Here is a 19,021-nt window from a genome sequence, read left to right on the forward strand (position 1 = left end):
GGTGCAAGGGCCGCCCACATCGACGCGATGTCGACGCGAGCGGCCCGTGCGGGTGAGGATCGATGCGAAGGGTCAGGCGGCGGTCGCGCGGCGTTCGGCGCGAGCGACATTGAGCGGCCGCAGACGCAACACACCGCGGTCGTCGAGGACATAGGTCCAATACCGGCCCCTCCAGTCCGGGTGATCGGCCCGCCACCGGTCCAGAACCGGGGTGGACTCGATCACCGGAACCGGTCCTGCCTGACCTCGATGGACCAGACGGTCGTAGTCGCTGCGCGAAACCTGGCTGACAGGAACAGATTTGGATGCCATGAACAACCTCCGGTAGGTGATGGTGGATTCAGAACGGACGACAGTCAGCAGCCGCGCGCGTACCCAGATCGCTGCGGAGCTCGAGCACCGCTGTAGCGGTGCGGTCAATCGCGACACTTGGCCTGTGACGTCGACGGGGGCGGCCGTGGTCAGCTGTTGAGCAGGTCGAGGACGTGGTCGGCGGAGGTCACCAGATGAGCGCGACCGTCGCGGATGAACTCGTGACAACCAGTTGATGCCGGGGAGTCGATCGGTCCCGGCACCGCCGCGACCGGGCAGGCGAGTTCGTTGCCCCACCGCACGGAGTTCGCTGTGCCTGACCGGATCCCGGCTTCACACGCCACAACACCCGCGGCCAGCGCGGCGACAATCCGATTCCTGGCGACGAACCGCTCGCGCGTCGGTCCACTCCTGGTGGGTATTCGCTGATCAGCAGACCCGTGGACTTGATGCGGGCGAGCAGGTCGGCGTTGCCTTGCGGGAATAGACGGTGCAGTCCGCAGGGCAGCACGGCGATGGTGGTGCCGTGCTGATCGAGGGCGGCAGTGTGTGCGGCGGCATCGATGCCGAACGCACCGCCGCTGACGATCGTCCAGCCACGGGCGGCGAGATCACCAGCGAGGCGGTCGGCGACACGATTCCCGTACTGGGTGGATGCGCCTGCCCCGACGACAGCGATCGCGCGTGTGGTGAGCGTGGACAGGTCCCCGGATCCGTGCAGCCACATGGCGATCGGGCTGAACGCGCCGATGCGGTCGAGATCGGATAGTGCGGTCGGCCATTCGGGCTCGTCGCGGGTGAGCAGTCGGCCCTCGACACGATCGATGCGCGCCAGGTCGTGTTCGGCCTAGGCATGCAGGCTCGGCTTGGTCGGGAATATGCGAACAAGGGAAGTGACGTGGTCGGCGGCCTCAAGTACGTCATGTTCGCGCAGGAGATCACGAACCAGGTCCGGTGTGGTCAGCGCTGCCCGAGACAGCAAGGCCCAGGCGAGGAGTCGATGATCGGGTGTGGTCACTGGTGTACCTGCCTGTCGTCGTTACTGACGCCGAGGTCGATGCGTAGGCGTTCGGCGATCGAGATCCCTGCTCTGGCGATACGGGCGATCCGGTCCGGTGCAACCACGTGAGTGAGCGCGACATCGAGAAGGCGCGCCATATGGTGGTCGGAGTCGGATTCGAGGGCGACAGTGAGCGCCGCGCCGGCGAGAATCCCATCGCCGCGCAGGTATGCGCTGTAGGCTAGCAAGGCGGCAGCCTGGGCGCGGTCGGGATCGGGCAGTGCCCGAATCATGGTCGACCACAGCCGTTCCGCGGCCGTCTTGTGGACACCGATCGCGATGGCGAACGCGGCGTCGCGAACCTCGTTGTCGCGTAGGGCGACAGCGACATGCGCGAGAGTTTCCGCGGGCGGTGTCCGGTCGGCGGAGTCCTTGATCGTGTGCACGACCTGCCACAGCGCTATGCGGGAATAGGCGTCCGGGTTGCCGATCCGGATGGCGCGCCCCAGGCGGCGGGCCGCATCGACGCCGGCCTCACCCATCGCGGCGCTGACCCGCTCACGCAGAACAGGGTCCACGCGCACGAGCTGTGTGAGCTCGTCATCCTTGAGCACCGGCCGTCCTCGAAGAGCGTTGTGTTCGGCTACCGGTGAGCTGGCGGGGTCCGGAAGTGTCCCGGACCAGTCGGGATTGAACACGCTGCGCCATCGCGCACCGGGCACGAGTTCGGGCACCATCAACCCGCCGACCTCGATGCCGCGCTCGGAGAACCGCCTCCGCAGATGCTCCACGAACACCCCGAATTCCCTGTCGCTCGCGGTCGTCGCAGGGGTGGATCGTTCGCCGATGAATACCGCGACCAATCCCGCGACGCGTGGGTCCAGGCAGATCCGCGCGATCTGGTCCGCGATAACCAGATATCCCTCCGGCTTGCCGGGCGGGGGAAGATCGGCGCGGGCAACACACCAGATTTCCTGCGCGTCGGCGCGGTCCGGCATCGCGGTCATCACCGCGAAGGCGACAGACCGGTGTGGGACGATCCCCAACAATGCTGGAATCGCCGCAATCAGTTCACCGGGATCTGTGATCGGGATCGCCACAGAATTCAGCTCCTTTCGCAATGGGTGGACGCATCAGAAGGTCGAAAAACGAAGGACGCAGAGCAGCAGCGTGAGCGGTACACAGGTACATGGCCGCCGAGTTGGGCGGCCGCGAACGCGAACTCACGCGTCACGCGCTGTGGTTGCGCCGGTGACGGCGAGGCCGATGTGAATCCGCGAGGCGGGTATCGTGAAATCTGCGAGGAACGGGCGGTGTCGTCGACATCACCCAGGAGCGATCCGTCATGGATTCCGACCGTGCACTCTCACCACGGACCAGCCGCCAATCACCCGAACTCGTTGCGCGTCTGGAGCGCTCGCGCCAGCGAAGCCAGCAGCGGCGAGCCAGTGCCAAAGCGAAGGAGAAAACCCTCACCGGCGCGGAAACCGACTTCATCACCGCCTGGAATGCCATCGAGGTCACCGTGCAGCGCCGAGATAAAGAGGTCGCCGCGCTGCAACAGCAGATCGACGACGCCCGTACCCGCGCGGCAGTCGAGATCGACTCCCTCGAACGGGATCAAGCAGCTGCCGCGACTGTGGTTCGCGCGCACGTCGGCACCGACGCCGAAGTCGCCGACCTGCTCGAAATCCCGATCAAGCGGGCCCGCGAACTCCTTGCCGTCTTCCGGAAAGGTGACAACAGCCCAGCCAAGGACGAAGATCCAATGTCACCGCAGCACAAGGCATTCGATCCGGCAGAGGCAACTACGACGGCTGTCGAGCAGTCTCCCGCGACGCTGACTCGTTTGAAACCCGAGCCGCGACAACAACCGAGGACTGTTGGTGTCGGCAGTGACCCCGAGCCCGCAGCCACGCAAGGCCCGCCGATCCCCGAACCTCGGCCGCACCCTCTCGCCGAAATGCTCAACTCGAAAGACCAACCAACAGAGGAACATTCGCCGGATTGAGCGGTCACCAGCGTCGATTTCCCTGACACATCGAGAGCCGGCCACAGGCTTTCCGGAGCCAGGCTGTCAGGCGTGATGCGGCCGGGTGGGTTACGCGGCGAGGTCGTCGTTGTCGTCTCCACGACAGCGCGACGGCCGCGGATACCTGGAACGACACCGGCGGTGTAGTGCCGGTGAACTCGGCGACCCCGCTATTTCGGGATCATTGGCTCGTCGAAAGACACGATCGGCAGCCCCACGCGCGCCTATGGGATCGACTCGTGGACCGGCAAGGACTTCTGACACGACCAACAAGAACGCACCCCGGCAAACGAACCCGTCGCGGGTTCTAGCGGTCGTCGCAACACTCCTAGTGGGAGGTTGCGGCGGCCGTGTCGCTTTCTGGGGATGTTGCCGAGTTCGGCAATCGGTTGATGGCTTTGGTCGATGCTGGTGCCACGGTGACCGAAGCCTCGAAGTCGCTGGGTCTTTCGCGGGGACGCGGGTATGCGATCCTTCGGAAGCTGGGCCGGTCCGGGGGCGGACGCCGCAGATCGCCACGGCCTGTGAACCCGGTGCTGATCAAGTCGGTGTTCGAGGCGACGGGTTCGGTGAATCAGGCCGCGAAGGCGGCGAACGTGCCGTTCTCGGTGGCTCGCCGGATTCTGTTGGCCGAGGGCATGTTCCAGCCGGGATCGCCCCGCGGGAAGGTCGAGGCCAAGAAACGATACCTGGAGCTGATCGGGCAGGGCTGGTCGAACGTCCGGGCCTCGGCCGAGGTCGGGATCAACGAACGCACCGGCAAGGACTGGCGGGCAGGGATTCGCCACACGGGCAACACCCGGATCCGCCCGGACGGCACCGTGGTGGACTACAAGAACAAACACCGCTACAAAACTGCCGTGAGCAAGATCGAAGACGATGGCCGGCGAGTTCGCTACACCGGACCGGCGGCAGCCGGTGAGCGCTATCTGTCGCTGCAGAATCGAATCGACATCGCCGACGGCCTGCTCGCCGGTCACTCGCTGACCGTGATCGCCGCACGGATCGGCAAGCACATCGACCGTGTCGCGCGAGGTCAGAGCACACAGCGTCGAGGGCAGCTATCTGCCCTACCGGGCCAATCAAACCGCGGCCCGCACCCGTCGGCGCCCGAAACACGCGAAACTGGTGATCCACCACGCCCTGCGCGCCGAAGTGGTGGGAGGGCTGGCCCGGCGGCGCTCGCCGGAACAGATCGCCAATCGGCTGCGCAAGGACTTTCCCGACGACGAAAGTATGCGGGTGAGCCACGAGACGATCTATCAGGCTTTGTATTTGCAGGCCCGCGGCGGTCTGCGGCGCGAGGTCGCGCAAGCGTTGCGCTCCGGGCGCGCCTATCGCGCCCCGCGACGCCGCTCGGATCGCCGCAACCAGCGCTTCGTCGACACCATGATCATGATCAGCGACCGGCCGGCCGAGGTCGCCGACCGCGCTGTCCCGGGGCATTGGGAGGGCGACCTCATCATCGGCAAGGGACACCAGTCGGCGATCGGCACCCTGGTCGAACGCTCGACCCGCTACACGATGCTGGTCCACCTGCCTCTCGGGCACCACGCCGAAGCCGTCCGCGACGGGCTCATCGCCACGATCTCGACCCTGCCCGCCCACCTGCGCGGGTCGCTGACCTGGGACCAGGGCTCCGAAATGGCGCGACACAAGCAGTTCAGCATGGCCACCGGCATGCCCGTCTACTTCTGCGACCCGGCCAGTCCCTGGCAGCGCGGCTCCAACGAAAACACCAACGGCCTTCTACGCCAATACTTCCCCAAGGGCACCGATCTGAACGCCTACAGCCCCGAAGACCTCGAGCACGTCGCCCAGCAGCTCAACGACCGCCCACGAAAAACGCTCGACTGGGATACCCCAGCCGAGCGCCTTCGTGATCTACTGGCCGCCTAACAGTCAACGTTGCGTCGACTCCTTGAATTCGCCCGTGCCGGGGCGCATTTTTCGGCGTTTCAGCCCGTGACAACCTGCCATGTCGACAGCTCAGCTTTCGCCGAGGGTTTGCCGTTCCACAGGTGCAATTTGTAGTCCGGATCCTTGATTTTCGCTTCCGTCTTGTAGGCCGGATCCATGTCCGCGACGTACAGCGCGAACGTCCGGCCGCCGAGGTCGGTCCCCTTGAGTGCCTTCGCGATATCGGTCGCGATCGGCCGCAGCGCATCGGAATTCCTGGACGTCGGGACGCACAGGTCGATAGCGACGCCGACGAGCCCTGGCTTGTCGCTCTGCGTGCTGACGCGCCCGGTTACCGCCTGCACGCCAGCAGGCAACTGGAGCCCTTCCAGGAACGCGTTCAGTTCCGGATCGTTCGCGGGCGACGACGGGTAGCAGGCGGCCGGCTCGGCGCTCGGCGCGACCGACGCGGCCGCGGTCGTCGTGCTGGCCGGCGGCGAGCTGGGTGCGGCATGAGGCTTATCGTCGGCAGTCCCGCAACCGGCGAGCAGCAGGGCGGAAAATGTGAACGGAAGTGCGACAGTGGCTCTCATATTGTCCCCTCGGTGAGTGTGGCGCGGGAGTACAGCTAACGACAGCTTGCGGGCTATGGATACAGACCATTCAGGCACGCATTGTCAGCGCACAAGCGAGAGCCCCCAGCCTTCTCCTATGGCTGGGGGCTCCGGAAGGCCCTGGGCACGGTTGCAATCGGGGGCCGGGCCTTCGTGCGAAGTGCTCTCAGTCGTCTATCGCTTCACCCCCTCTCTCGGCTCTCGAGCATCGGAATGGTCTACGGGCTCGAGCGCCAGCGCCTCGGCCAAGTCGGTGGCGAATACCTTGGTTCGCCAGTGGTGGCACTCGGCCGGGTCCACGGTCTGGAGGTCCGCGAAAGCCGTTACGCGCCGCGGGTTTCCGCCCACATGCGCCATGCTGGGAGTGATCACCACAGCGCAATCGATTTGGCGGAGCAGCCGGTACAGCATCCCCATTCGGTCCTGGTGCGAATTGTCCACCGTGAGCACCCATGCAACCCGTAGGCCCAACGCGTGGGCTCTCTGCCGGGCGTAGAACTCCGCCCAGTCCAGATCCGCCTTCGTGGTCAGCAGTGGACGGAAGATGTAGATCACGGCCTTGTCCGGTTGCGCGAGGCTCCTTGCCATTTCGAGCGCTTCCGCTAGTGGGTCCGGGTAGTCGTCTGGTTCCGGCGCGTCGGTCACGGTCCGCCCCTTGTCGTCGTCTCGTCGTCGTTTGGGGCGACTCGGGGCCGGGACGACGATCACCGGCCCCGAGTGCCTACCTGGACGGTAGGAATCGAGCGCGGTCAGCAGCGAGGAGTGTGCAAGAACTTGGAAGAAATACCCAAACACCAACCAAGTTCTTGCACGCGGGCCGATGATGGAAATGCGTGGGAACACCGCGCATTCCACAACTGAGGGAGCCGAATCATGCGGCTGACATTCCTTGGCAAGGGCGGATCCGGAGATCGAGACTGCCCGTCCCTGTACGCCACCGACCGGGACAGTTTCCTCGTCCAGGGCTGGAAGACCGACCGGCCTGACACCGTCGAAATCCCGCATCTACTGCCAGGTTTCGCGGATCCGGATACGTTCATCGGTGCGACCATGACCGACACTGGGCGCGGCACGTTCGCGGTCTCTGGCCAGCCGATCACCGACGCCGAGACGATCGGCCAACTCACCTTGGCGACCGACGAGACCGCGGTCGAGGTACCGAAGCGAGAGAGGACGTTCTACGGTGCTGATAGTCCCCGGACCCGCCGGTGATGATCTGTTCCGCGAGGCGCAACGCGAGGCGTTCCACCTCGAGGTGCGCGACTCGTATGCAGTCGCATCGGAATCCGAAGGGCTGAGGCGGTTCCTCGCGGGCGAGCCCGACACAACCGACTATGACCGGCGACCGTGGACGCAGTTCATGCGGGAGACGACCGCCCGCGGGGTCGCAGTTCGAAGGGTGCGAGTCGTGAGCGCCCCGCACTCGGACTATCAGCGCTGGTTGCTGTCGATCACCGGCAGCAACGTCGCCGCTGGCGAAGACATCCGGTATGTCCCGCGGCACCTCGCCGGAGACGTCCCGCCGGATGACTGGTGGCTGTTCGACGGCGAGCTCGTCGCGTACAACCTCGTCGACGACGACGGCCGGCCCGCCGGAATGGCGGTTACCGGCGATCCGCGGATCGCCGAGTACTGCCGCGGCGTGCGAGACCGGCTCTGGTCCATCGCGACGCCGTACGCCGAATACGCCGGCACCGTCGCCAGGTGACGAACGCCGCCCAGGACGCTCGGGAAGCCCTCGGCCAGCGCTTGCGTGAAATCAGGCGCAGGGCACAGCTTTCCGGGCGTCAGCTCGCCACACTGGCAGGCTGGCACGAGTCCAAAGTATCCAAGCTCGAATACGGCAAGCTGCGCGTCTCGGACGCCGACGTGCGCGCCTACTGCACGCACGCCCACGCCGAGGCTCAGCTCGACGATCTGCTCGCCACGCTGCACAACATCGACGCCGCATACATGGAAATGCGGCGCCTGCTCAGCGGCGGCACCGGGCGCAGTCAAGACGTACTGGTCCGGCTCGCCGAACGAACCAAACTCACCCGCATCTATCAGAATGTGCTGATACCAGGCATTTTGCAGACACCCGAATATGCGCGCGGGATCCTGGAACGGTCCGTCGCCCGGCACGGATTGACCGACGACATAGACGCCGGCGTCGCGAAACGCATGGAACGTCAGCAGTTCCTCTATCGCGGCGACCGGCGGTTCCATATCGTGCTGGCCGAGCAGACCCTGCTGACTACCGTCGGCGATGACTCCGTGATGATCGGGCAGCTCGACCGCCTGCTCGTCGCGATCGGACTTCCTCGGGTCATTGTCGGAATCGTCCCGGCCGTCGCTGAGATTCCGCAGCAGACAACGAATTTCGTCATGTTCGACGATCGCATGACCACCGTCGAGACCATAACGGCCGAGCTGACGATCACCCAGCCGCGCGAGATCGCGGTGTACGGAAGGACATTCGACATGCTCGCCGAGCTCTCGGTTACTGGCAGCGCTGCACGCGCGCTCATTCTGGCCGCGGCCGAACGCCGCAACGCCGAGGGTCAGTAGCGGTCGTCGACCTCATCGCCAACCTGACGGACGACGTCGGCAAGTCGGCGCAGGCGATCGAGCACGATCTCGCCAGCCGCGCCCCGCCGGTATGTTCCCGGTCGGACCGCGACCACGCCGCCGAGCATCGGCAGGGCGAGCAGCCCGAGCACCTCGTCGACCTCGTCCAGACCCGGCGCCGGGTCGACCACCGGCCGGACCGAGCGCAGCACCTCGCGCCCGTCGAAAACCTCGGTCGGCTCGATATCTGCGAGTACGTCGAGGACCGCAGCAAGAGATGGTCACTCGCCATGTAGCGCCGCCCGACTGTCGAGGGCAACCGGGTTGCATCCAGGCCCGAGTGCCGGCTGGAACACGCAGCCCCGGCAGATCCCGCAGATGTGGAGAAGGTGACCGTCGCAGGCTGGGCCCGGACCGGTCCGGCATGCGGTCCAGCCCACCGTCTTGCCGCGCGCGTTAAGGACGTGGCCTGCCGGGCAGAAGATCGGCGGCGGTTTAACCCACCCTTTCGATGAGCTCGTCGGACTCGATCGCATGCCCGTCCGGGTGCAGGTACCAGACACGCCGCTGGCTACTCGAACCCATGTGCGAATGATAACCGACCGCTTGGTTAGAATCTGCCGGTGGCAGACGAACCGAAGATGTGCGAGATCTGTAGAGAACGGCCGGTCGGATCTGGCTACATGTCCATGTTGTGCCCGGAATGCCGGGCGCGGATCGAGCACCAGAACTCGACCCGGCCGTATCCACTGCTGCCCCCGCCGGAGGACATCGTCTAGCGGGAAGCCCACCGCGGTGTGCGACAGAACGCGGTATGCGGCAGACGAGGAGTTCGGTTGCCGCAGTTCACCGCCGTCGCGGCCACGTACGATGAGCGGAGATCACCAGTAGCCGAGATCGAGATCACCAGCATCGTCGAATCACCATGAAGTGTGACGAGATCATCGAGGCCGTGCAGCAGTTAGCCGAACTCGACACCCGCGGGCAGGCCCGCGAGGCCGTCATGGCGGTGTTGTCCACCTGTGCACGGTCTCTGCCGGCAGCGGTCCGCCATCAGTATGGTCAGCAGTTGCCGGGCCTGCTGGAGGGACCGGTGCCACCGCAAGATGTGCATCGACGGGTCGTACTGCGTCACACGGATATTGGACGTAACCGGCGTGGCAGGCCAGTTCGCGTTCTGCGCTCCTCGCTCGGTCGAACCGGTCGCCCAATAACGGTCGATCCGCCGAATCCGTCGCCCGAGCGTGACCCTGGCCGGGCCGGGGTTATGACGCAACAGTGCCGTCAGGACAGCCCTGGCGGCACTGGACTATGGTGCGGATCGCGGCCATTGGGAGCCGCACATGGCAGGTCAGCGAACCTGGGAGGTAGTTGGTTGTTCGCTGACCTGCGATAAGAGTAACGCCGGTCACATCCCGCCGACCGGAATGGGTCATCAATCGGAACCTTTGCTCGCATCAGGGCAAGATCACCCACCGGGCAACCGGTCGGGTCCACGAACTCACCTGAATCCGCAGTGCCGCGCCGCCGGGACGTGGCCCCACCCGGCCTGCGGACGGAAGGGCAGAACCGGGCGGGGTGTACACATCTCAAACAGCAGCTACCCGACCATGGCCGTGGCCATTGCCGGATGACCACCGATCATCGTAGGTGCGCGACTGCGCACCGGCCCCCCGCCACGCCGCGACACACATCCCCCACCGCTTCAGCCCACAGCTCGGTGTCGGGGGATGCCGGTCCCCGCGAGACGACAAGCGCCGGGCGAAGGTCTGCGTCCAGCGGTCTCCGGTTCCTCACTGAGCCCGGACGCGCGCGGTCGCGTCTTCGGGCTAGCGGCACGGCTGTCCTGTTTCGCGCCGCCGGGGCGGGGGCCAGGATCGCCATCAGCCGGACTCCCCACCAGACGTAGGCCGCCACGCCCATCCCCGCGCACTCGGCGGCATCGTTCAACGTGAGCCAGTCGTCCTCGCTCACCGTCACCACGATGTCCTTGCTCGCCATACCTATGAGTGGCTGGTCAGCTCCTTGTAGCGCCGGAACTCCTCGAAGGAGACTTGCCCCTCCGCCCAGATGCGGTCTTCCTTGATGCGGCGCCCGACGATGTCGCGCACTTCCGGGTCCTGGGCCATACCCCACACGAGTGCGTCATCGAAGGTGATGAAACCGTCCTGGTCTGTATCGATCTCGTCGAACTCCCGCCGGGTGGCAATGAACTGCTGCTGGTCCATACCCATCTCCTCTGCCGGTTGGTTACCGCCGAACAGCAACGCCTTCGTTCGTCATCGATCCAGCGCTCAAGCGTACGCGGAAAGTTTGCTGGCATCCGGATTGGCGGGGAATCGAAACGAATCGAATCACCGGGCTTGATGGCTCCGGTCTCGGGCCGCCCGGGGTATGCGGCGGTACCTGAACGCACTCAACTCGGCATAGAAAGACGTTCTGTGCGTCGGGCGTGTGGATGTGGGGAAGGTCCTCCTGATGCGCTTGTCGGGCTTGGTGTCTCATGGGTCTAGACCGCTTCGGGTTCCCACCGGGTATCCGCGAAGATCGCTGCGTCGATCATGGTCAATCTGCCGTGCGCGATCAACAGCAGCAAGGTTGTCGACTGGACCCCGGCGCCCAACGACAGCAGCCGAAGATGTGGTGTCACAGGGAAGTTGGCCTTTCATTGATCGACGGAAGCGCCAAAGCCCTTACCGATCTGGTCGCCGGTGAGCTGGACTGGTAAAAGCAGCACCTGAGGGGTCATGGCGTCGCTGCGTGGGTGCGGCCGGCGGCGTAGTCGAGGCCGTCGGTGATGCTGCGGTCGGCCTCGGTGGCGGTGAATTGATCGATTCCGATGTGGTGTGAGGCGGCGGCGTAGAGCCTGGCATAGGCGTCGCCGCAGTCGAGAAGCCCGCGGCCCACCAGTCTGCCGAGACTGTTGGCCGCCAGTAGCAGGGTTCGATGACGTGTGCCGGGTGCGGCGGCGCGGACGCGGTCGGCCTGTCTGGCCAGAGCAGTGCGGACATACGCGTCGGGATATCGCGGACGATCACCGTGTAGCGGCGGAATCGACGGTGGTGGTGGAGTCAGCAGGTCGATGATCCGGTGCGGCAGCGGGATCGGCCGGGTGCGGGTCGACGACTCGATACGCGCCGTGCGGTAGGCGTGACCCGGCGGCAACGACGTACCCGCCGTGTGCCCGCGTATCGATGTGAGGTTTGAGTAGGCCGATCGAGTTGCCCAGCCTCGGCCGAGGAGGAGACCGGTAGTAGAGATGGTAGCCCGTCGAGGGGGTGGAGACCGTCAGCGTGGGTGCGGGAACCGGCTTGCGGTGACGAATGGCCAACTGGCCTAACGTATTACGCCCGTCGGTGGGCTGGGCGATGGATTTGTCGACGCGGGTGGTTGCGATGTCGAGATCGATGACGAATAGCCGGCTCGGTCCACAAGCGACCGCGATGTTTCGTCTGCTGTTACGGGGCCAGAATTGATGGATGCGGACGGGGTCGGTGGTGGCCTGTTGTGGCCAGTTGCCGATAGCGGGGGTTTTTGAATGGGGCCGCAATGGGAAGACATGCCAGCCGCGGTGAGCTGTCCGCAGTGCGGCATCTCGAAAGTGATAGGGGTGCATGCTGGTTCGCTCAGATCGTGTTGTCGAGCGGGCCCCGACCGGGGAGGTGAGAAGCCCTGTGTCGGGACCTCAAGTGAGGATGCGCCCGATGCGATACAGATGGCTCGGGTCGCAGGGGTCGATGTCGCCGTGTTCGTCGCAGTAGGGGTGGAGAGCCAGCGTCGAATTCCCACCGCTCCATATCGATCCATCGTGTCGCTGGATTGGTGCAGCCGGACTAGTAGCAGCCGAGGGTGCCGTCAGGTAGGCGGTCGAAGCGCTGTACGGACATAGGAACGGGGTCCTCTGAGCTGGCGGCGGCGCCAGTCAAGAACGCGTGTCGTCGGTGAGCCGGGCCAGTTCGTCCGCGGCTGCCATGAGATCGAGCACCGTGGTCGCGGGGACAGCCGCATCGCGTACTTTCCGGATCCGCAGGATGAGGCCCCGTCACCGGGGTGGTGCACGATTTGGTAGTCGTCGCCGAGCCAGAGCGCGTACCAGGCGTCGGCGGGTTGTCCAGCCCGCTGTGCTTCTTCGGAGCCGGCGTCGGGACGTGTCCACTCGCGGCATCCGCATTCAGGATCGTTGCACGGGGTGATGCGGGCGGCGACTGCGGTGGAACGGTATTGCGGCATACGGCCTGCCAGCACGGGACAGCCGCGTGCGGAATAGTCGGCGCATTCGGGGTTTGATGCGGGCATGCCTCTGGGCCGATGCCGCGCAGCCAGTCCTGCGGCCGGACGAATACCACGACACGGTCACCGAGACCGCGACCGCATACCTGGCAGAGCCCGAGAGCGAGGACGAGCGAATACCGCTTGGGATCCACTGCGCCCCAAACCGGGGAAATCCGGTCACGATGGTCCCAAGCTTGCGAGTGTCGGCCTCGGTGGGCGAGGGTAGGAACGGGATGGTCAGTCCTTGCGCGGTCGGGCTATCGTGCAGGCAGGCGAGAATTGGTGGACGGAGCGAATTTGGTTCCGGTACACGGGAAGTCATACGGAATCTCCTCGGCAGTGGGCGGGATTGGACGCGCAGCCGAAGGCCCGTCGATCGGTGATGGGGGCAGCTGAGAGCGTCACGGTGGCTGTGCGCGGAGAGTGGCCGGGCGATTCGACATGGATGTGGATCTCGGCCGTGAGAGCTGAGGGATTCGGCGGGGCTGCCTGCCACGGTTCGTACCGATCGGGGTCGATCGGCGGCAGTGCCGCTTCGATCCACGCGACCAACGCGGTGACACTGTCGATCACCAGCGGCTCCGGCCGGTCCATGGATTGGTGTTGTGGATCGCCACGATCGTCGGAGCGCCGGGGGCGTCGTCGAGTGCGCTGCGGGTCAGTACCGCTTGATAGCCGCCCGCGGCCCACGAACCCTCGGCAATCACGAATCCGCCTGCGAAGTCGGCATCGACAGGCAGCAGAGACCAGCGGATTCGCCATCCGACGAATTCGGGAAAGAGGTCCTCGCTCCAGCCGGTCTCGTGTCGCCCGTCCGGGCACACCCTGACGACTCGGGTGGCCGGTTCCACCGACACCAAGGCCATTGTGGGTATCGAAGGTCGATGTAGTGCGGCCGCTGCCACACGCGGGAAGGCGGTGATCCGAGTGCCCGCGGTCGGCCGATCGTGGAAGGAGGCGCGGTAGCCTACAACGAGGACGCCGGCTACGGCTGGTGGCGGCAGCGCTTCCTGGTTGCACGGATCGACGCGCACCCGTGCGATGTGGGTGTCGAGATCACTATTCATTTGGTTCACCGCCTACCGGGCGCGGGGTGGGATGGCAGCGTCGTGATGTAATCGGTTGCACAGCAAGACTTGTCATTGGACTCCGTCGTTGTCGGGGCGTGGCCTCAACTGCCGGTGCGGCACCCGTTGGGTCGGTTGGTCCGAACTGCTATGCGGCGGTGGAGAAATCGATGTCGGCGTAGCGTTCGGTGCCCTCAAGTGGCGTGCAGGTGCAGTGCGGGAATTCGCGCCAGCAGTCCTGGCAGTAACCGCAGACTGGGCAGTGTGGGCCATTGTGCTCAAGGTCGTCGGCGCCGCAGTAGTCGCAGCCGTCGAGTAGATAGCTGCCCGGACCGAGCTCGGATCCGTAGCGCCAGAGATAGGAGCCGTTGGAGTACCAGATGCCGTCAGTGCTCCAATGCCCGTGATGTTCGTTGAACAGGTAAGCGCGGTGCTTGTATCGCGGATCGACCGTGAGAATGACCATCTTGTCGGTGCCTAGCCACTCTTCGAGGCCGGTTCTGCCGGTCCACGAGTCCAACGGCCCGAAGGGCGCGAGGGGAAGGAAGTCCTCGGCGGCGATGCGAGTGTCGGACCGCAGGTCCCCGACTGGGGGATGAACGATGTCGGGCAGGATCCCGTTGTGGGCCATTACAGTCCGCTCGTCACCGCCGAGGGCGAAGGGATGGCAGTTCTCGGTGCCGATGTAGCCGTGAGTCGCCAGCCGAGAGTGGAACAGCGCGGGTTGATCGGGGAACTGTGCTCTGGTCGTGAGGAATTCGTCGATAACGAGATCGCCGTGCAGTCCGCGGCCGACGAGGATCCGGTCGTCGGCCACGATGGCGTACCCGTGGCCGTGAGGGTTGGCCATGGCCCCGTCGCGCAAGGCGTCGGCGTCGGGGGTGATGCCGGATTTGTAGAAGCTCAGGATGCACACGAGAGGGCCTCCATTTCTGCCAGCAGCGGCGAGTAAGCGGTGTGACTACGCACCCAGGTGACGAACGCGGTCCATTCCCAGCCCCGTCGGCGGGCGATATCGGCGCTGGTCAGCTCGCGGGTGTACTCGACCGATGCGGCGACGAACGCCAATGCGGCTTGAACCTGTTGGGGGTGAAGGGAACTGGCGAATATGCGGACTTCGTAGGTGTGTTCGGGATAGACGTTGATCGCCTGATAGCGGCCAAAGCCCTCACGGTCGCCCTTGGCGTAGTTCACGATCTCCGCACGTGCATCGGAATCGAAGTTCGCCCATTCGGTGGAGGTGCGTCGAGCGAGTTGAGTGGCCTGGAACTCGTTGCGGTAGACGAATTTCATCCACCTATAGACGTGAGCGGGGGTGGCGAATCCCGAGCGGGACACATGGACGTGGATTCCGACGTCGGCGTCGATGTATGCTCCGCCAGCATCCAGTTCGGGCAGCATGGCCCAGGGGAAGTGCATGATCGCCCAGGGGTAGCTCATGGGGTGGGTGACCATTTCGAACCCGTTGTTGCCGATCGACCCGTCTTCTTTGAGATATCCGAGACTGCCCAGATGCTCGAGGGCGATGTCGACGCAGCGCCGCAGCGTCGACGGGCGGGTCTTCACCTCCAGTTCGAGCCCGAGATGAAGGTCGCCGTCGCCGTGGAAGACGGGATCGGGTTTGTAGGAGTAGTACTGGATGCGGTCGTCGTGGCGGCCGTAGCGGCAGTCCGAGCAGTAATCCTCGTCGTAGCTGATCAGGTGTGAGCAGTCGCCACATTCGTGATAGCTGCCCACGCAATCCGAACACACGCTGTCCCCGTTGTGGACGTCGTGCAGTTCCACCGCGAGGTAATGGCAGTCGTCACAGCGGTCGTAGTCGTCGCGCGAGCACTCCTCACATGCGAGACCGCAGTAGATCGTTGTCTCCATGCTGGTGCCGGGCCCGTAGCGATCGCAGCGCTCACATTGCTTCAGATTCTGAATACATTTGCCACACAGCAACTCGTCGTCGAGGCTGTGGTGCGCATGCTGTGCGCGTTCACCGCATCGGTGACAAAACGGCAGACGGGTGCACTGTTCACAGATCGGCTTGCGCTGAGGATCAGTGATGATGCCGGGCACTGAGCTTTCGCAGACCGCGCAAATGGCGTGCGTGATGGTCAAGTGGGACATGGCTTTCCGGCCTCCGAAACGAGGTTGGGCAGGCGGATCGAGGGCACACGGCAGTCGTCGGCCGTGCGAGAGCGGTCGCTGGTTATCGGCGACGCATGCAGTCCGCGAGTGAGTTCCGCAGACACGCAGAGGCGGACAAGGCCGCGGGAATCAGTGAGCAGAGAAGCTACTGTGTGGTTCATGGCGCAAGGAGGTGGCCCCTACTACTGAACCTTGTGGAGCTGCAGCGCAGCGCGCCGCTGGCAGTCGCAGTGCGGGAAAGCATTGGCGCAGTGGAAGCACCATCCGCAGCGCCCGCAATAGCGACCGCGCCGACTGAAATCGACGTCACCACAGCACTCGCACACATACAGCCAGGACCTTGAGTGCAGCAGTGAACGGTGATCGGCGCGAAAACCGCTGTTCGAGTACCAGATTCCGGATTTCCAGATACCGGCGTCTTCGTTGAGGATATAGGCCCTCTCCGCGAAGGTCGGGCTGACGGTCAGGATGACCAGCTTGGACTTGCCCAGCCAGGCCTCAAGCCCAGCACGACCGTGACGTGTATCAAGTGACCCGAAAGGCATCGACGGAAGATAAGTTTCGGCGGCGATGCGAGTATCTGAGCGTGGGTCATAAGGTCCAGGCCGGACTCGCCGGGGGAGAGTGCCGTTGTGTGCCAGGACAGTTCGTGGATCGCCACCCAACCGAAACGGATGACAATTGTCGAGGCTGACCGTGCCGTGGGTGGCCAGCCTACTGTGAAACAGTGCAGGCCCATCGAGATGCTCTGCGCGGACATGAGCAAATTCACCGATGACCTGTTCGACATCCAGGCCACGCCCCACCACCACACGATCGCCAGCCACCACGGCGAACCCGTGGCCTTCGTCATTGATCGCGGCCCCGGTCCGCAAGGCGTCAAGATCAGGTGCGATTCCGGCGGGAAGGAAGGTCAGCAAGCACATTCCAGCGCCTCCATTTCCGCTCGCAACGGTGCGTACTTGTCGTGGCGCGAAACCCAGTCGACGAACCGCGCCCATTCCCAACCCCCGTCGTGCAGGACATCAGCGGAGGTCAACCCGCGGGTGTACTCGACCGACGCATCGACGAATGCCAACGCCGCCTGCACATGCTGACGATCGAGCGAGCCGGCAAAGATCCGGAGTTCCAGCGTGTGACGTGGATGTGGGTTAATCGCCTGATAACGGTCGAGGTCATAGTGACGAAGCTCGTCCTTGGCAGCGTGTCTCACCTTACGACGAGCCCGGGCGGTGAAGTCCGCGAAGTGAGTTCGCCGGCGGGCAAGCTTGACCGCCTGCGCCTCGTTGCGGTAGATAAGTTTCGCCCAGCGATAGATATGAGTCGGCGAAGCGAATCCGTCGCGGGAGACGTGAACATGGATGCCGACCTTGTTGTCGGACGTGCAGCCCAGTTCAACCAATCGATCCAGCAAATGCCAGGGGAATTCCTCGATTGCGAATCGATAATCCATCGGATGGGTCACCAACTCGAAACCTAGCGGCTGAATCGAAGAGTCATGTTTGAGATATCCGATCCTGCCCAGATGATCACTGACGGTGAGCGCCGACATGTGATAGTCGCCGGTCGGGACGATGATCTCGAGTTCGAGTCCGAGAAATACTGGGCCGACACCGAGGAACCGCGGATCCGGTTTGTAGCTGTAGTTCCAGACGTAACCGTGGGAGCTGCACTCGTCGCAGCCGGTATCGCGCGTGAGTGTCCCGCATTCTGCGCATTCTGTGTAGCGTTGCGCGCATCCTGAGCATGCTCTTAATCCACCCGAGACATACCGGCTCTCGGCTGTGAACACGCCACAGGCGTTACACCTGTCAAAGTATCGATCCGAGCAGTGTCGGCACACGCGACTCCCATCGATCGTGACCACAAACGAAAGGGAGAACAATCGGCAGCGTGAACACTCGACCCAGCCGCTCAAACACTGTCTGCATAATTTTGTCCCCTCGAATGTGCGACCGAAGTATGAAGACGGCTGTAGGCAGTTGCCGCAGGTTTGTGACCCTCGGATCGCCGAATATGGTCTCTCGCTGTTCGAAATGGAACTCGGAGGCATTCATACCATCGCTTTCTGCATCGTAAAGACGCAAAAAGCGCCGTGACGGACTGGTCCGTCACGGCGCTGAATGAATGAACTTATGAATTAGATAGTGGCTGAACGCGGGCCCTCGTGTTCGAAATTTCTAGATTGCCGGAGTGCGTTCAATGCCATGCCTTTGGTGTCATGGCGCGCTCGGGTGCTATTATGCGTCGGCGTAACCTCCGGCCGTCCAGACTATCGAGCGGAATTGGCTGGGTGAGACTGGATGCCGTGCGGGCGCAACATCCTCAATGGAGTTGAGCCAAAAGCAGCATCCGCAACGATGGCAATACTTGCCGGCATTCCAAAGTCGATATGCGACAGGGCGTCCGCGTACGACTCGATTGGTGTGCCGTGTGCGCCTCGCCGCAGTCGTGAAGAGCAATATTGATGGGGTTGCCAGTACAAGCGTGACGATCGTCCATGTCGCAATCAGAGAAGGTATTGAGTCGGTTCGACCCGGTTCTCGAACTGCTGCAAACGTCACCAACACTGCGAACAACGCCGGTAGTAACAGCACAAGGCCGGTCAAGACCAACTTCCCGGATTTGCGAAGCATCGGCTCAGGCGAGAGGGCCTGCGCAAGATTCGTTACCCGTGTTTGCTCAGTCGTGGCTGAGCCGACGATGGGTACCAGTCCGCTTCCAGTGAAGCCGGTTCCCGAGTAGTAGTTGGTCCCGTAGATCGTCGAAACGCCAGATGCTCGAATCGCAGGCACGGCCTGAACCTGATCGTCGTGTCCGCAGTGGGGACAGCTGAGATCGGTACCCACGATAACGTCCCGTCCCGCTGCGGTTGCGCCGCGTCGGTTACGGTTGCCGCGCAACAGCATCTGTGCTGGTTTCGAGTCTTGCGATGGCTGGTTCCATCGAACACTGTGTCGCCGCGGTTGTCGAGATCGTTTCGATGTTGAGGAATCGGATAGCATATGGAGCCCTTCTGATGGTCTGAGGTGCGGTCGGCACATGCCGTGCGCCAGGGCCGGTGCTTCTGCGCTGGGCGGGTAGACAACGCACTGGGTGAGACTTTCCGGTTGTGCCATCCGCAACGGAGACAACGGCG

The 19,021-nt window shown here is 64.2% G+C and carries 20 protein-coding genes and 2 pseudogenes; 7 read left to right on the plus strand and 15 right to left on the minus strand.

All coding sequences use genetic code 11. From position 1 onward, the window contains the following. Nucleotides 1-72: 72 nt before the first annotated feature. The 4 genes and pseudogenes from ACFXN1_RS26125 to ACFXN1_RS26140 form a co-directional block, all read right to left on the minus strand. A complete protein-coding gene (locus ACFXN1_RS26125; RefSeq protein ID WP_379444641.1) occupies nucleotides 73-312 on the minus strand; it encodes a hypothetical protein in 240 nt (79 codons plus the stop codon). Nucleotides 313-461: 149 nt separating this feature from the next. Beyond that, a pseudogene (dprA, locus tag ACFXN1_RS26130) lies at nucleotides 462-1,147 on the minus strand (DNA-processing protein DprA). A gap of 12 nt (nucleotides 1,148-1,159) precedes the next feature. Further along, nucleotides 1,160-1,330, minus strand: a complete 171-nt coding sequence (locus ACFXN1_RS26135) for a hypothetical protein (protein ID WP_379444640.1) — start codon at nucleotides 1,328-1,330, stop codon at nucleotides 1,160-1,162. Beyond that, nucleotides 1,327-2,412 (minus strand): DUF4192 domain-containing protein, encoded by a 1,086-nt coding sequence (locus ACFXN1_RS26140; protein WP_379444638.1) that lies wholly within the window; start codon nucleotides 2,410-2,412, stop codon nucleotides 1,327-1,329. Before ACFXN1_RS26140 ends, ACFXN1_RS26135 begins: the two co-directional genes overlap by 4 nt. A 245-nt stretch (nucleotides 2,413-2,657) precedes the next feature. Between ACFXN1_RS26140 and ACFXN1_RS26145 the strand changes: the two genes are divergently transcribed. Further along, nucleotides 2,658-3,323 carry a hypothetical protein gene (locus tag ACFXN1_RS26145; protein ID WP_379444637.1) on the plus strand — a complete coding sequence of 222 codons (666 nt, stop codon included), beginning with the start codon at nucleotides 2,658-2,660 and terminating at the stop codon, nucleotides 3,321-3,323. Nucleotides 3,324-4,213: 890 nt separating this feature from the next. Then, a pseudogene (locus ACFXN1_RS26150) lies at nucleotides 4,214-5,243 on the plus strand (IS30 family transposase). Nucleotides 5,244-5,302: 59 nt separating this feature from the next. On the opposite strand, the gene ACFXN1_RS26155 reads toward ACFXN1_RS26150, so the two are convergent. Next, a complete protein-coding gene (locus ACFXN1_RS26155) occupies nucleotides 5,303-5,836 on the minus strand; it encodes a hypothetical protein (protein WP_379444636.1) in 534 nt (177 codons plus the stop codon). 195 nt (nucleotides 5,837-6,031) lie between these two features. After that, entirely contained in the window at nucleotides 6,032-6,502 is a 471-nt protein-coding gene (locus ACFXN1_RS26160) for a hypothetical protein (RefSeq protein WP_379444634.1), read from the minus strand. Nucleotides 6,503-6,730: 228 nt separating this feature from the next. Between ACFXN1_RS26160 and ACFXN1_RS26165 the strand changes: the two genes are divergently transcribed. Genes ACFXN1_RS26165 through ACFXN1_RS26175 form a run of 3 tightly spaced genes read left to right on the plus strand, consistent with a single transcriptional unit; the run spans nucleotide 6,731 to nucleotide 8,407 of the window. Further along, a complete protein-coding gene (locus tag ACFXN1_RS26165; RefSeq protein ID WP_379444633.1) occupies nucleotides 6,731-7,069 on the plus strand; it encodes a hypothetical protein in 339 nt (112 codons plus the stop codon). Next, the gene (locus ACFXN1_RS26170) at nucleotides 7,041-7,565 is read left to right on the plus strand and encodes a DUF6879 family protein (RefSeq protein WP_379444631.1); all 525 of its coding nucleotides are present in this window, start codon (nucleotides 7,041-7,043) and stop codon (nucleotides 7,563-7,565) included. Before ACFXN1_RS26165 ends, ACFXN1_RS26170 begins: the two co-directional genes overlap by 29 nt. Next, nucleotides 7,562-8,407: a helix-turn-helix domain-containing protein gene (locus tag ACFXN1_RS26175; RefSeq protein ID WP_379444630.1), complete on the plus strand. Its 846-nt coding sequence runs from the start codon at nucleotides 7,562-7,564 to the stop codon at nucleotides 8,405-8,407. The genes ACFXN1_RS26170 and ACFXN1_RS26175 overlap by 4 nt, the downstream gene beginning before the upstream one ends. Here ACFXN1_RS26175 and ACFXN1_RS26180 read toward each other — a convergent pair. Beyond that, nucleotides 8,401-8,619: a hypothetical protein gene (locus ACFXN1_RS26180; RefSeq protein WP_379444629.1), complete on the minus strand. Its 219-nt coding sequence runs from the start codon at nucleotides 8,617-8,619 to the stop codon at nucleotides 8,401-8,403. The genes ACFXN1_RS26175 and ACFXN1_RS26180 overlap by 7 nt on opposite strands. 411 nt (nucleotides 8,620-9,030) lie before the next feature. On the opposite strand from ACFXN1_RS26180, the gene ACFXN1_RS26185 reads away from it, so the two are divergent. Both ACFXN1_RS26185 and ACFXN1_RS26190 read left to right on the plus strand, forming a co-directional pair. After that, nucleotides 9,031-9,186, plus strand: coding sequence for a hypothetical protein (locus ACFXN1_RS26185; RefSeq protein ID WP_379444627.1), 156 nt, complete (start codon nucleotides 9,031-9,033; stop codon nucleotides 9,184-9,186). A 146-nt stretch (nucleotides 9,187-9,332) separates the two neighbouring features. Next, entirely contained in the window at nucleotides 9,333-9,803 is a 471-nt protein-coding gene (locus ACFXN1_RS26190; RefSeq protein ID WP_379444626.1) for a DUF2267 domain-containing protein, read from the plus strand. Between the two features lie 607 nt (nucleotides 9,804-10,410). Here the strand turns inward: ACFXN1_RS26190 and ACFXN1_RS26195 are convergent. The 8 genes from ACFXN1_RS26195 to ACFXN1_RS26230 all read right to left on the minus strand — a co-directional run bounded on the left by ACFXN1_RS26195 (nucleotide 10,411) and on the right by ACFXN1_RS26230 (nucleotide 17,674). Then, complete coding sequence (locus ACFXN1_RS26195; protein WP_379444624.1) at nucleotides 10,411-10,635, minus strand: hypothetical protein; 225 nt, start codon at nucleotides 10,633-10,635, stop codon at nucleotides 10,411-10,413. 517 nt (nucleotides 10,636-11,152) lie between these two features. Continuing rightward, a complete protein-coding gene (locus ACFXN1_RS26200) occupies nucleotides 11,153-11,314 on the minus strand; it encodes a hypothetical protein (protein WP_379444623.1) in 162 nt (53 codons plus the stop codon). Nucleotides 11,315-11,441: 127 nt separating this feature from the next. Continuing rightward, on the minus strand, nucleotides 11,442-12,023 hold the full coding sequence (locus ACFXN1_RS26205) for a bifunctional DNA primase/polymerase (RefSeq protein ID WP_379444622.1): 582 nt from the start codon (nucleotides 12,021-12,023) through the stop codon (nucleotides 11,442-11,444). Between the two features lie 1,225 nt (nucleotides 12,024-13,248). Beyond that, nucleotides 13,249-13,746: a hypothetical protein gene (locus ACFXN1_RS26210; RefSeq protein WP_379444620.1), complete on the minus strand. Its 498-nt coding sequence runs from the start codon at nucleotides 13,744-13,746 to the stop codon at nucleotides 13,249-13,251. Between the two features lie 148 nt (nucleotides 13,747-13,894). Continuing rightward, nucleotides 13,895-14,662, minus strand: a complete 768-nt coding sequence (locus tag ACFXN1_RS26215; protein ID WP_379444619.1) for a hypothetical protein — start codon at nucleotides 14,660-14,662, stop codon at nucleotides 13,895-13,897. Next, nucleotides 14,650-15,618 (minus strand): hypothetical protein, encoded by a 969-nt coding sequence (locus ACFXN1_RS26220; RefSeq protein WP_379444618.1) that lies wholly within the window; start codon nucleotides 15,616-15,618, stop codon nucleotides 14,650-14,652. The genes ACFXN1_RS26215 and ACFXN1_RS26220 overlap by 13 nt, the downstream gene beginning before the upstream one ends. 446 nt (nucleotides 15,619-16,064) lie before the next feature. Beyond that, entirely contained in the window at nucleotides 16,065-16,808 is a 744-nt protein-coding gene (locus ACFXN1_RS26225) for a class II glutamine amidotransferase (RefSeq protein WP_379444616.1), read from the minus strand. Continuing rightward, nucleotides 16,796-17,674 (minus strand): amidoligase family protein, encoded by an 879-nt coding sequence (locus ACFXN1_RS26230; protein ID WP_379444615.1) that lies wholly within the window; start codon nucleotides 17,672-17,674, stop codon nucleotides 16,796-16,798. Before ACFXN1_RS26230 ends, ACFXN1_RS26225 begins: the two co-directional genes overlap by 13 nt. Nucleotides 17,675-19,021: the final 1,347 nt, after the last annotated feature.

Source organism: Nocardia sp. NPDC059154 (assembly GCF_042755705.1).
GTDB lineage: Bacteria > Actinomycetota > Actinomycetes > Mycobacteriales > Mycobacteriaceae > Nocardia.

What these genes read in the sequence shown, in the direction of transcription:
- ACFXN1_RS26155 (WP_379444636.1), bottom strand. Translation starts at nt 5,836, where the DNA reads ATGAGAGCCACTGTCGCACTTCCGTTCACATTTTCCGCCCTGCTGCTC.
- ACFXN1_RS26165 (WP_379444633.1), top strand. Translation starts at nt 6,731, where the DNA reads ATGCGGCTGACATTCCTTGGCAAGGGCGGATCCGGAGATCGAGACTGC.
- ACFXN1_RS26225 (WP_379444616.1), bottom strand. Translation starts at nt 16,808, where the DNA reads ATGTGCTTGCTGACCTTCCTTCCCGCCGGAATCGCACCTGATCTTGAC.
- ACFXN1_RS26205 (WP_379444622.1), bottom strand. Translation starts at nt 12,023, where the DNA reads ATGCACCCCTATCACTTTCGAGATGCCGCACTGCGGACAGCTCACCGC.
- ACFXN1_RS26190 (WP_379444626.1), top strand. Translation starts at nt 9,333, where the DNA reads ATGAAGTGTGACGAGATCATCGAGGCCGTGCAGCAGTTAGCCGAACTC.
- ACFXN1_RS26195 (WP_379444624.1), bottom strand. Translation starts at nt 10,635, where the DNA reads ATGGACCAGCAGCAGTTCATTGCCACCCGGCGGGAGTTCGACGAGATC.
- ACFXN1_RS26220 (WP_379444618.1), bottom strand. Translation starts at nt 15,618, where the DNA reads ATGGAGACAACGATCTACTGCGGTCTCGCATGTGAGGAGTGCTCGCGC.
- ACFXN1_RS26125 (WP_379444641.1), bottom strand. Translation starts at nt 312, where the DNA reads ATGGCATCCAAATCTGTTCCTGTCAGCCAGGTTTCGCGCAGCGACTAC.
- ACFXN1_RS26210 (WP_379444620.1), bottom strand. Translation starts at nt 13,746, where the DNA reads ATGAATAGTGATCTCGACACCCACATCGCACGGGTGCGCGTCGATCCG.
- ACFXN1_RS26145 (WP_379444637.1), top strand. Translation starts at nt 2,658, where the DNA reads ATGGATTCCGACCGTGCACTCTCACCACGGACCAGCCGCCAATCACCC.